This is a genomic window from Verrucosispora sp. WMMD703, assembly GCF_049178935.1.
Taxonomy (GTDB): Bacteria; Actinomycetota; Actinomycetes; order Mycobacteriales; family Micromonosporaceae; genus Micromonospora; species Micromonospora sediminimaris.
This window is the reverse complement of sequence record NZ_JBMHMM010000004.1, coordinates 2,812,436-2,824,616: the sequence shown is the minus strand read 5'-3', so window position 1 is coordinate 2,824,616 and position 12,181 is coordinate 2,812,436. Positions and strand designations below refer to the sequence as shown.

At 70.0% G+C, this 12,181-nt stretch carries 11 protein-coding genes; 8 read left to right on the top strand and 3 right to left on the bottom strand.

The features are described from left to right. Positions 1-62: 62 nt before the first annotated feature. Positions 63-809, bottom strand: coding sequence for a TetR/AcrR family transcriptional regulator C-terminal domain-containing protein (locus ACN26Z_RS13440; RefSeq protein ID WP_282239006.1), 747 nt, complete (start codon positions 807-809; stop codon positions 63-65). A 75-nt stretch (positions 810-884) separates the two neighbouring features. Here ACN26Z_RS13440 and ACN26Z_RS13435 point away from each other — a divergent pair, with 75 nt between their 5' ends. The 6 genes from ACN26Z_RS13435 (at position 885) to ACN26Z_RS13410 (ending at position 7,371) form a co-directional block, all read left to right on the top strand. Beyond that, complete coding sequence (locus ACN26Z_RS13435) at positions 885-1,832, top strand: ATP-binding cassette domain-containing protein (protein ID WP_421461481.1); 948 nt, start codon at positions 885-887, stop codon at positions 1,830-1,832. Beyond that, positions 1,829-2,608, top strand: a complete 780-nt coding sequence (locus ACN26Z_RS13430; RefSeq protein WP_421461480.1) for an ABC transporter permease — start codon at positions 1,829-1,831, stop codon at positions 2,606-2,608. The genes ACN26Z_RS13435 and ACN26Z_RS13430 overlap by 4 nt, the downstream gene beginning before the upstream one ends. A gap of 68 nt (positions 2,609-2,676) precedes the next feature. Continuing rightward, the gene (locus ACN26Z_RS13425) at positions 2,677-3,297 is read left to right on the top strand and encodes a DUF5701 family protein (protein WP_421461479.1); all 621 of its coding nucleotides are present in this window, start codon (positions 2,677-2,679) and stop codon (positions 3,295-3,297) included. A gap of 301 nt (positions 3,298-3,598) precedes the next feature. Then, entirely contained in the window at positions 3,599-4,531 is a 933-nt protein-coding gene (locus ACN26Z_RS13420; protein ID WP_093402512.1) for a hypothetical protein, read from the top strand. Between the two features lie 389 nt (positions 4,532-4,920). Further along, positions 4,921-6,297, top strand: coding sequence for an aminotransferase class V-fold PLP-dependent enzyme (locus ACN26Z_RS13415; protein WP_421461477.1), 1,377 nt, complete (start codon positions 4,921-4,923; stop codon positions 6,295-6,297). A gap of 120 nt (positions 6,298-6,417) precedes the next feature. Continuing rightward, on the top strand, positions 6,418-7,371 hold the full coding sequence (locus ACN26Z_RS13410) for a homocysteine S-methyltransferase family protein (protein WP_421461476.1): 954 nt from the start codon (positions 6,418-6,420) through the stop codon (positions 7,369-7,371). Here the strand turns inward: ACN26Z_RS13410 and add are convergent. After that, positions 7,329-8,420 (bottom strand): adenosine deaminase, encoded by a 1,092-nt coding sequence (gene add, locus ACN26Z_RS13405; RefSeq protein ID WP_421461475.1) that lies wholly within the window; start codon positions 8,418-8,420, stop codon positions 7,329-7,331. The two genes, ACN26Z_RS13410 and add, sit on opposite strands and share 43 nt — an antisense overlap. Positions 8,421-8,576: 156 nt before the next feature. Between add and ACN26Z_RS13400 the strand changes: the two genes are divergently transcribed. After that, positions 8,577-9,290, top strand: coding sequence for a winged helix-turn-helix transcriptional regulator (locus tag ACN26Z_RS13400; RefSeq protein ID WP_093402508.1), 714 nt, complete (start codon positions 8,577-8,579; stop codon positions 9,288-9,290). On the opposite strand, the gene ACN26Z_RS13395 is transcribed toward ACN26Z_RS13400, so the two are convergent. After that, positions 9,218-9,967, bottom strand: coding sequence for an NADPH-dependent F420 reductase (locus ACN26Z_RS13395; RefSeq protein WP_421461474.1), 750 nt, complete (start codon positions 9,965-9,967; stop codon positions 9,218-9,220). The genes ACN26Z_RS13400 and ACN26Z_RS13395 overlap by 73 nt on opposite strands. Before the next feature lie 283 nt (positions 9,968-10,250). Here ACN26Z_RS13395 and ACN26Z_RS13390 point away from each other — a divergent pair, with 283 nt between their 5' ends. Continuing rightward, on the top strand, positions 10,251-12,140 hold the full coding sequence (locus ACN26Z_RS13390; protein ID WP_421461473.1) for an AfsR/SARP family transcriptional regulator: 1,890 nt from the start codon (positions 10,251-10,253) through the stop codon (positions 12,138-12,140). Positions 12,141-12,181: the final 41 nt, after the last annotated feature.

The window sequence follows — 12,181 nt, the reverse complement described above, 5'->3', positions numbered from 1 at the left end:
CGCGGCTATGTAGCGTGGCGATCGGAAGAGTGGCATGCGTTGAGCGACAGCCCGGCCGGCGGTCAGCCGTTGAGGAACTGCTCCAGCCCGTCAAGCATGCGGTCGAGCCCGAACCGGAACGTTCGCTCCGGATCGTCGATCGCGTTGTACTCCTCGCCGGCCACCCGCCCGACCCGGCCGGAGATCGGATAGGCGTCGGCGGGCATCACCCGTTCGAGAACCGGCGCGTTGATCTCCCACCATTCGGCGTCGGAGATGCCGGACCGCTCCGCCGTACGCCGTGCGTCCACCGATGCCCGCGCCATCCCGGCGGTGAACCCGCTCAGCAGCGTGACCACCTGGTCCATCTGGAGATCGGTGAAACCGGCACCTTCGATGGCCGCGAGCTGCCACTCGTACCGGTCGGAGACGTTCGGACCGATCCACGGCCGGCTGTTCTCCACCTGAAGCAGCCAGGGATGCCGGTGGAACTCGTCCCACAGCTGCTCGGCGATCCGGGTCATCCGCTGCCGCAGCGGGCCCTCGTGCGGCGGGAGTTTCTGCTCGCCCGCGACCTCGTCCACCATCAGGCCGATCAGCTCGGAGCGGCCGGGGACGTAGGTGTAGATGGACATCAGCTTCAGCCCGAGCCGATCGGCGACCTTGCGCATCGAGAAGGCGGGCAGGCCCTCCTCGTCGGCCACCGCGATCGCGGCCCGGACCACCTCGTCGATGGTGGCCCGCTGCTTCGGTCCCCGTGAGCCCTGCGGCGTGCCGAGGGTGCGCCGCCACAGCAGTTCGAGCGTGCGGTCGACGTCCTGACTTTCCATGTGCGGAGATTACCCCGTGAGGTGTACGGTGTACCACGCACCATTTCCGTAAGGCATACGGAGTTAGGAGCGGCGTTGACGAACCACACCCTGACCGCCGACGGACTACGCAAGAGGTACGGCGACGTGCACGCGCTGGACGGCTTCGACCTGAGCGTGCCCCCCGGTGTCATCCACGGGCTGCTCGGCCCCAACGGCGCCGGCAAGACCACCGCGGTCAGGGCGCTGGCCACCCTGATCGACGTGGACGGCGGCAGCGCCAGCGTCGCCGGGTTCGACGTGCGCACCCAGGCCCGCCAGGTCCGGCGCCGCATCGGACTGGTCGGGCAGAACGCCGCCGTCGACGAGATCCTCGGCGGCCGGCAGAACCTGGTGATGTTCGGCCGACTCTACGGCCTGAACTCCGCCGACGCCCGGGTGCGCGCCGACCAGTTGCTCGACACCTTCGACCTGACGGACGCGGCGACCCGGGCCGTCTCGACCTACAGCGGCGGGATGCGCCGCCGGCTCGACATCGCCGCCGGCCTCATCCTGACCCCGGCGGTGCTGTTTCTCGACGAACCGACCACCGGCCTCGATCCCCGCGCCCGCAACGAGGTATGGGCCGCCGTGCGCGAGATCGCCGTCCGCGGCACCACGGTCCTGCTGACCACGCAGTACCTCGATGAGGCCGACCAGTTGGCCGACCGGATCTCCGTCATGAACCACGGCAGGATCATTGCCAGTGGTACGCCGGACGCCCTCAAACGTCAGGTCGGCGGAGACCGCGTGAGCGTCACGGTGCCGCTGCGCGAGCCACTGGCATCCATCGCGCAGCGGATGGCGGCTGCCGTCGAGGCACCGCCCGCGATCGACACCGACACCCGCACCATCACCTTCGAAGTCGGCACCGGCGTGGTCGCGATCGCCGAGATCGTCCGCGCCCTGGACGAACTAGGCGTCACCCCGGAGGACCTGATGCTGCGCCGCCCCACCCTCGACGAGGTGTTCCTGACCCTGACCGACAAGGAGGTCGCGCGATGACCACCCTGCGCGCCGGCTGGGTCATCACCCAGCGGGATCTGGCCCACTGGGTACGCCAGCCGTGGGCACCCGTATTCGGCCTGCTCTTCTCGATCATGCTGCTGCTGGTCTTCGGCTTCCTGTTCGGCGGGGCGATCAGCGTCCCGGGCGGCGGCGACTACATCAGCTTCCTGCTGCCCGGCATGCTGGCGTTGAGCATGATGTTCGGGGTGGAGGCCACTGCGACCGCGATGGCCAACGACGCCCGCAGGGGCATCACCGACCGGTTCCGCTCGATGCCGATCGGCAGTGCGTCGGTGGCGCTGGGCCGCGTCGGCGCCGACATGGCCAACTCGGCTGTCGAACTGCTGGTCCTGATCATCGGTGGCCTGCTCATCGGTTGGCGGATCTCGTCGGATCCAGCGTCGGCGGTCCTGGCTGTGCTGCTCCTGCTCCTGCTGCGGTTCGCCGTCCTGTGGATCGGCATCTTCCTGGGGCTGACCTTCCGCGGCGAGGGCGCGACGATGGCGGTACAGGTGCTGGTCTGGCCCATCGGCTTCCTCTCCACCGCGATCGTGTCCGCCGAGACGATGCCCGGCTGGCTCGGCGACCTCGCGGCCTGGAACCCGTTGTCCGCGACCGCGACCGCCGCCCGTCAGCTGTTCGGCAACCCGACCGGCATCACCGAGGGGCCGCTGGTCGGCGGGGCGGTGTGGCTGGCGGTCGGCTGGCCGCTCCTGCTGACCGCCGTCTTCGTACCGCTGTCGGCGCGGGCGTACCGCAGACTGCGCCACTGAATCCGGCCGGACCGCAGCTCGAGCGCTTTCGCCCATGGTCCGTGTACCACAACCCACCAGGAGAGCAGATGAGCTTGATCGACCAACTACACCGCCTGCTCGACGCCGGACTCGCCGACGTCACCGGCAGCAGCCCGGCAGAACTCGCCGCCTGCGTCGCCGCGCTGCCAGACGAACCCCAGTGCGTGCTGGCCGTGCACCCCGAGCTGGCCACCGCGCGTCAACTGGCACCGCTGCTGCGCCGTGACGACAAGCCCGGCTTCGTCGTCGACGACATGGTCGACCTCGAGCAGTTCGTACCCATTGAGGGCCTCGCCCTACCCGACCGCCCGCTCTATCTCGTCCGCGAACCCGACCGCGGCGACTACATGCGCAACTGGAGTCCCAACGAAGCGCTACCGGCCATCCTCGAACGCGGACGAACACCGCTCACCATCCACGAGGGGATCAGCTGGCTGCTACAGGAACCGAAGGTGCTCGAACCCAATCACTGCTTCATGACCATCGGCTCCCGCAAGCCCACCGGCGACACCCTCGACGCCCGGACCCCTGCAATTTGGATCAGCGGCGGAACCGGACGCGACGGCACCGCCCGACGCAGAGCGCCGAAGATCGGATGGTGCTGGGCGGGCAACCGGCATACCTGGCTCGGTTTCGCCTCCGCGCGCCACCGCAGTCCTGTCAATTGATCACGGCAGCGTCGCGGAAACGGAAAGGGCAGTTGTCTCCAGCCTGACCAGCTCCATCCCGTTGTGCACAGGCGGCGATCCGCCTTGCCGGATCGCCGCCTGAACCTAGCCGCGCCACCGCCAACGCTCCTGGACACCGCACTAGGATCGTCGGCCATGACTCGCACCACGCCGCCGCGGCCGCTGGACGTCACGGAGCTCTTCCCTGAGTTGAGGAACCACCCGGCGAGCCTGAGGAATCCGCACGGCAGTCGGCAAACTGCGAGAACACGCTCGATGTCGGGTCGCCGAGAATTCAGCCATGACTGCCACGGAGCGCACCGGTCTGGATGCTGTCCCGTCGACATCGCCGACCCGACGTGGTCGCGTGATCCTGATCGCCGTCGGAGTCGGTGTACTGCTGTCAGTGCTGTGGTCGTACGAGTTCGTCGACCACACCATCGGCGATTCGATGGCCAACGCCATCCTCGGCCGGGACGCGAAGGCGACCGCGATCGGCGGTACCGTCGCCGCCCTGGTCTTCGCGTTCGTCTCTGGTCTGGCCGGTACCTTCACCGCCTGCAACATCGCCATGGCCGCGTCGATCGGACCGATGAGCCAGGCGAACGCGGGTGCGGCGGCCCGTGCCGGGCTGCGTAGCCTGGTGCGGCCGGTCGGCTGGCTGACCCTCGGAATGGTGGCGGTCTCCGCCAGCTACGGGTTCATCGGCGTGCTGCTCGGTGAGCGGCTGCCGCAACTGTCCACCGCCACCGTCGGGACGCTCCCGGTCCGCCTGATCCAGTCGATGATCGTGTTCGGGGTGATCGGGCTCGCTTTCGTCTACCTCGGCCTGGCCTCGCTCGGCGTGGTGCGGGATCCCTTCGCGCACCGGCCGGTGGCTCGTGTGGTGGTGCTCGGCGCGCTGGTCGGTGGCTTCCTGATCGGCCGGCCGTACCCGCTGTTCAACAAGCTGTTCCACTGGGCGGTGGAGAACGGTAACCCGTGGTACGGCGCAGGGGCCTTTGTCCTCCAGTCACTCGGCAACATCGCCATCGTCACGGTGCTGTTCGTCCTTCTCGTGCTGGTGACGCGGGGCGGCTTCATTCGCTTTCTGGCGGCCAGCCCCGCCCGCACCGCCGCGTTGACCGGCGGAATGCTGATCGCGTTGGGCGTGTTCATGGTCGTCTACTGGAACGTGCGACTGCCGGCGATGTTCGACTACGGCTGGTTCCCCACGATGCCCTACAACCAGTGAAAGCCGACGGATGATCCGCGCCTGAGCATCTGCTGATGCCCGGGCCGCCACCTGCCCGGAACTATCGGCCGATCACGTGCCGACGGCACAGAAAGGAAGGTCTGCTCGTGTCGGCTGCCTACCAGGGCGCAGATCCAGCGGACGGCGATGTCGCCGGGACGGGAAAGGACGACATCGCGAATCGACCCCTCGGGCCGAACCGCACGGCGGGGCGACAATCGGCGCGGCATCCGGTGGTCGGGCAGCGGTCGACAGCGGACAGCCACTTCTGGTGGCGCTGGGGCTACGAAGCCGCCGAGGCTGGTCCCGTGCCGACAATCGGCGAGGAGTTGTCGGGCGGACCGGGCCCGATGCCGTGACATCACGTGGGGTGAACAGCACGTTGCGGAATGTCACCTTACCGGCACCTTTTCGGTATTCAGTATGGTATCTTTACGCTCCTCTTTCGAATAGCACACTGCCGTGACGAACGTGATGTCGACATGCGCCCACCGAGAAGGCCCTACGTAGCGGCGACCTCGCTACCGTGCTCCGCCTACGTAGCCCCCACCGACCGTCGGCACCACCTGCGGTCGTACGCCAGTCGCGGCCCGATCCCCCCGGTTGATATGACCTTCGGTGAACTGCACGGGCTACCCCTGAAAGCCCTGGCGACGCGGCCGGTCACAGAGCAGTTCCCGGATCTCAACTCAGGTGTCGTCCATCTCGATGCGCCCGCCGGAACGCTGGCCCACGCCGCCGTCCTCGACGTACTCGAAAACTATCGGAAAAATAGCGTGGGCGTCCCCTGGCACCGCTCCCAGGTGGCGCTCAACTGGGCCGCCAACCGATTCCGGGCGCTTATCGGCGCACCCGGCGGCGCCGTCTCGTTCGGGCCCGACATGACGAGCCTGACCCAGGCCTTCGTCCGCTCGATCGAGCCGGCTCTCCTGCCGGGCGACGAGGTCGTCTGCACCACGTTGGATCATCGTTCCAATGTGGATCCCTGGCGGCAGGCCGCCCACCGCCGCGGGGCCGCGGTACGGATGGCAGAGGTGTCCCCGGACGGCCGGTTGACGGTGGACGCCGTCGCCACCCAACTCGGCCCGCGTACCCGTTGGATCGCGGTGACCGCCGGATCCAACGCGCTGGGCACCGCGCCCGACCTCGTCGGTATCTGCGCCGCCGCTCGGCTTGCGGGTGCCCAGGTCTTCGTTGACGGCGCACAGGCGCCGGCGCACCTGCCGGTCGACGTCGCCGCCTGGGGCTGCGACGTCTTCGTCACCTCGGCCGCCACGTGGTACGGCCCCGGATGCGGCATCCTGTGGCGGCGCGGCGGTAGAATCTCCGCCACGCTGCTGCGCGGTGCCGCGCCGACCGGCAGGCCAGGCATCGAAGCGATCCTGGCCACCGGTGTCGCTGCCGAGGTGCTGATGCACTGGGACCGCGCATCGGTCTTCCGGCACGGCGAGCGGCTGGCGAACCTTCTGGCCCGAAGTCTCCGCATGATCGATGGGGTACGCGTGCTCGGTCGGTCGGGCGACGCGGCACGCCTGCCGATTGTCGCGTTCCAGGTCGCCGACCGTCCGGCCGCCGAGGTCGCGGCTCAGCTCGCCAACGGTGGCGTCGTCGTCGGACACGGCACGTTCGGGTCGGAGCCGGCGCTGCGGGCCGTGACACCGGAGACCCCGGAGGCGCTGCGCGCCGGCATGGCCCGTTACACCTCCCGGGCCGACGTGCGTGCCCTCATCGCCATGCTCGCGGGGATCGCAGCGACCCGCGACTGACCGGCCACTCTCAGCTTGCGCGGTCCCCACTGATCGACCGCGAGGGCTCGAACGCCCGGCGTCGGCGTGCCACGATGGGCTCGACGTGCAGGCGCAGGCCCAACCCGACAAGGAGGGCCGGTGAAACGACCCGGGGCACCAGACGGCCGGCCACTGCTCCTCGACGGCGCGCTCGGCACCGAGTTGCAACGGCACGGTCGTTCCGTCAGCGCTCCCTGGTGGACCGCGGACTGTCTGCTCGACGCCGCCGGCCGACGGCTGGTCACCCAGGTGCACGCCGCATACGTCGCCGCTGGTGTGGACGTACTCACCGCGGACACCTTCCGCACCACCCCGCGTACCGCCCACCGGGCCGGCACCGGCCCCGACACCGCCGCTCGCCTGGCGCACGTCGCGGTGTCGCTGGCCCGCGAGGCAGCCGCCACCGTGGCCCGCCCCGTCGCCGTCGCCGGATCGATCGCGCCGATCGAGGACTGTTACCGGCCCGAGCTGGTGCCCGACGAAGCGGTGTTGCGCAACGAGCATGCCTGGCTGGCCGACCAGCTCGCCCGCGCCGGCGTCGACCTGGTCCTGGTGGAGACGATGAACACGATCCGCGAGGCGGTCGCCGCCGTAGGCGCCGCCCGCGCGCACGGGCTCACCACCTGGGCCAGCTTCGTGTGCGCACCGGGTGGTGACCTGCTCAGCGGCGAGGACGTGGTGGCAGCCGCCACCGCGGTACGCGCCGCCGGGGCGAGCGCGGTGCTGGTCAACTGCACCGATCCGGCCGGTACGGAACGGGCGCTGGCCCGGCTGGGACGGGCCGGCGCCGGGCGGCTCGGCGCGTATCCGAATCTGGAGGACCGCACCGGTCTGCCGCCCGCGACACCTGTCGACCGGTACCTGCCGCCGGCAGTGTCGCCGGCCGCGTTCGCCGGTCTTCCGGACACGGATCCATGGCGCGGCCTCGACATCGTCGGGGGCTGCTGCGGGGCCGGCCCGGAGCACATCGGCGCGTTGCGGGCACGCTGGCCGCGGGACGCCGACGAGGGTCAGCCGGCAGCGGCCACGGACCGCGTCACCCCGGGCGGGTAGGTCGGGACGATGCCCAGCTCGTCCAGGTCCGCCCGTACGCCCTCACGAAGCCTCATCCGCGCGGAGTCGGGCAGCAGCGCGGCCTCGACGGCGGTCATGGTCATCCCGGCGAGCTCGGCCACCGTGAAACCGTGCCAGCGCGCCGCGAGCCGGTGCTCGGCGACCAGGTCGGTGTGGAACATCGACGGATCGTCGGTGTTGAGGGTGATCCGGACGCCGGCCTCCCAGAGCCGTCGCAGCGGGTGCGCCTGCGGCGTCGACACCACGCCGGTCCGCAGGTTGCTGGTGAGGCAGACGTCGAGGACGACTCCCCGGTCCCGGAGCACCTTCATCAGCGCCGGGTCCTCGACCGCTCGGATGCCGTGCGCGATCCGGGGTGGGTGGAATGTCAGACAGTCCCAGACGCCCTCCGGTCCCACCGCCTCACCCGCGTGCGGCACGAACGGCACACCACGTGCCGCCGCCCACCGGATCGGCTCGGCGAACAGCGAGGCCGGCCGTCCCGGCTCGAAGCCACCGAGCCCGAGCCCCACCACCCCGCCGGGTCCACCCGCCACGGCCCACTCCGCGATCTGCTGGCACTCCTCGACCGACTCGCCACGGACATGGTCCACGACGAACCGCATGCTCACCCCGAACCGCCGCCACGCCTGCTCAGCGCCCCTGCGCACCGCGTCGAGCTGCTCGTCGAACGGAATGCCGCGCCCGCGCCAGTGCGTGCCGGGGCTGAACGTCACCTCCAGGTGCCGGACGTTCTGCCGGTGCGTCGACTCGGCCAGTTCCTCGGCCAACAGTTGGAGATCGGCCGGCTCACGTAGCGCGGCACAGCACTGTTCGTACAGTTCGGTGAAGTGCCGGAAGCTGCGGAAGCGGAACAGGTCGGTGATCCGCGCCTCGTCGAGCCGACCGAGGTCGAGCCCGTGGCGGCGGGCGATCCGAAGCAGCGTTCCAGGTCGGACCGAACCCTCCAGGTGCACATGGGTCTCGACCTTGGGCAGCCGCTGGATCATCTCGTCGCGGTCCGGTCCGAGCGGTTCGGCGGTGCTCACCGTGCCGATTCTAGGTTCGTCACGACCGGACGGGCCGGTTCCGGCAACGGTCGATCGGGTCCAGCGGGTAGGAGGGCAATCTCGAAGAGGCCGCCGTGTACTATGTCTAAGTAAAGGGGCGTTGCCTGGGCCCACACTGCGGCATGGAGGAGCGCCGTGAAAGAGCAACGAGACCGTCGGACCTACGGCCAGCAGTGCGGCCTGGCCTTCGCGCTGGATGTGGTGGGCGAGCGGTGGACCCTGCTCATCATCCGTGAGCTACTGGTCCGACCGCGCCGCTACCGGGATCTCCTGGACGCCCTGCCGGGCATCGGCACCAACCTCCTGGCCGACCGGCTGGCCTTCCTGACCGAGGTGGGCATCACCCAGCCGCTGGACGCCGAGCGGCGGACCGCCGGCTACGCGCTCACCGAGTTGGGTGAGAAGCTACGCGAACCGGTCCTGGTGCTGGCCCGCTTCGGGCTGACACTGCTCGCCCAGCAGCCGGGTCAGGTCCAGGCGCCGGTCACCCGGGCGTCGTGGGCGGCGCTGGCGATCGAGTCCATGGTCGACCCCGCACGGGCGCTGGTCGACGAGGTCTACGAGTTCGACATCGAGGGCGAGGTCTTCCACGTCCGGGTCAGCGACGGCGAGGTGCGGACGATCAGCGGTACCGCCGGTCCCGACGCGACCCTCCGGGTAGCCACCGACGCCCGCACCTTCTTCGACCTCGGCAGCGGCGCGATCGAGCCGGTCGAGGCGGTGGTCAGCGGGGTGGTTTCGGTGACCGGGCCGGCGGCGGCCATGCCACGCTGCCTCTACCTGCTGGGCCTGGGTGGCCGCCCGGGTGTCGAGCGGATGTTGTCGACGGCCGGCGGCGCGAGGCGCTGACGCTCACCGACCGGGACGGGCGGCCGGTCGGGCCACGCCACGCTGGAAGGCGCCACCGCCGACAGCTCGGGCACGGCGAGGCTGAAGCCGAGCCGGCCGCGTAACGCATGCTGACTGTCGATCGCCATCAGCAGCTCCGCCAGCGACTCCAACGCCGGTGCCCGATCAATCCCGCCGACATCAACCGGCGCGAATCCGAGTCCACACAGCAGCGCGGCACACTCGATCTTGGCCGAGGGGTGGTCCCCGGCCAGTGGCACCGTGACCGGCCGGCCGTCCAGCACGGGCTCACCGAGCATGCCGGCGGGCACTGTGTTGAGGGCTTTGACCACCCGCCATTGTGGTAGCAGTTCCGCAAGCAGTCGGCCGCTCCGCCGACCACCTCCGACGCTCGACGGCGGGTTGGTCGTATCGACGACCGTACGCCCGCGTCCGTCATCGAGCAACCCGTCGCGGGCCAGGTCCACCGCGGCGTCGAATGGCAGCGCGAGCACGAGCAGATCGGACCGGGCGACCACGACCGGTGCCGGCACACAGTGGATCTCGGGATACGAAGCCAGCCCGACCGGTCGCGTGCCATCGCGCGTACGGCCGGCAATGAGCACCCGTTTGCCCTGCACAGCAAGGTTCCGGGCCAGCGCAGAGCCCATCCGTCCGCGGCCGAGGACGCCGATCATCGGGTGCACCGCACGCCGCGGCGGCGACAGCAGGCAGGCGGTCGTACGGACACACGCATCTTCTGACTCCGGGGTCGGTGGTCAGATTCTCCGCCGAACGCGGCCCGAGAGCTCGGGTCGGGTCGGGTCGTCGGACAGTGTCGCCCAGTCACCTTGACGGCGACTTGAACTCTCCCGGCATGCGGTTGACGCCGCGCGGCTCGACACGACTACTTTAAGTATGGAAGTTCTTCACTTAAGGTGGAGGAGAACCGAGCCAGCACCAGAACAGCTTGGGGGACCCGTGAAACGGACCGAGGTCGAACTCCAGATTCAGATTCTCGGTTCCGTGCGAGCAACGATCCACGGCCAGGAGGTCGACCTGGGCCCCCCGAAGCAGCGGGCGGTTCTGGCCCTGCTGGCGCTGCGGGCCGATGGGCACGTGCCGCTGGACGACCTGATCACCGTCCTCTGGTCGGGACGGCCTCCGGTTCGGGCCGCGAGCCTGGTGCACACCTATGTCGCGCGGTTACGGCACACACTGGAGCCCGACACGCCACGACGTCAGCGCACCAACGTCATCGCCTCAGCGCCCGGCGGCTATCGACTCACCGTGGCCGACAACCAGCTTGACCTGCTCCAGTTCCGGGCCGGCATCCGCGAGGCGGCGGCCTGGCACGCGGCCGGCGAGCACGAGATCGCCTTCACCACGTACCGGGAGACCCTTGAGCGGTGGCGGGATCCGCAGCTCACCGACCTCACCACGTTGCTTGTCGAACAGGACGACATCGGCCCGCTACGGCAGGAGTTCCTGGCTGCCGCACTCGACTACATCGGGCTCGGCCTGGAGTCTGGACGGCCCGAGGTGGTCCTGCCACTGGCCGAACGGCTCGCCCAGGCCGAGCCCCTCAACGAGCGGGTCCAGGCGCGGGTACTACGGGCCCTGGCGCGCATCGGGCAACGCGCCTGGGCGATCGAGCGGTATGCCGACGTCCGCGCTCGCCTCAAGCTCGACCTGGGTGTCGATCCGGGGGCCGAGCTGACCGAGGCGTACCGAGAAGTACTGGACGCCGATCCGCCGCGACCTGACGGTGCGACCGCCAGTGGGGACCATCAGCCGCCCTGGCGGGGACCGGCAGCCGTGGTGGACGAACTGGTTGGGCGGACCGCCGACCTCGCAGCGGTCTGCGACCTGCTCGGCGATTACCGCATGGTGAGCCTCACCGGCCCGGCCGGGGTCGGCAAGTCGGCACTCGGCATGGCCGTGGCGTTGGAGCTGCGGGAACGATTCGCCGACGGGGTCGCGGTGGTGGATCTGGCGAACGCGCGCACCGGCCGGGAACTGGTCCAGGCGACGGCGGCGGTCGTCGACGAGCCGGGGTCCTGGCACGCCAAGGGCTGCCTACCGTTGACGCATCGGCTGCACGACCGCAAGCTCCTGCTCGTCCTCGACAACGCCGAACTCGTCACCGACGAGGCCGCCGACCTCGTCGACGACGTGCTCCGCGGCTGTCCGCAGGTCCACGTCCTGCTCACCTCGCGGGAGCTGCTCGGTCTGCCGTACGAGGCGGTGTACCCGGTGCGGCCGCTGGCGGTCGAGAAGGAGCACGGCTCCGCAACGGCACCCGCACTTGCGCTGTTCGCCCAGCGGGCGGTGCAGATCCAACCGGCGTTCCGACTCACCGAGAGCAACCTTGAGGCGGTGCGGTCGGTGTGCCGGGCGCTGGACGGGCTACCCCTCGCCATCGAGCTCGCCGCCGCATGCCTGCGTACCCAGCGGCTGGAGGCGCTGGTCAACGTCGTGGACGACCCACTTCGCCGGATCCGTCCGCGCCGCCGGGGGTTGCCAAGTCACCACCGTTCACTGCGCGCCGCAGTGAACCGCAGCATGGAACTGCTGGGGCCGGCGGAACAGCGGTGCTTCGCCGCGCTGGGCGCGGTTCCGGCGGAGTTCGGCCTGGAGGCCGCGGCGGTGGCCGGCCGGGCGATCGGCGGTGAACCCGAGACACTGCAAATGCTGCTCGATCGGCTGGTGGACAAGTCGGTGCTGGAGGTCCTGCACGGCGCGTCGGGCCGTCGCTACCGAATGCTCGGCACGGTCCACGCGCTGGCGCGGCAGATGCTGCGCGAGCACGGCGTGGACAGCTCGGCCCCCGCAAGCCGCTGCGGCTGCGGCTGCCACACCGGCCATTGAGGCGAGACATTCACCGATCACTGCTATATGATTCTTTAGTA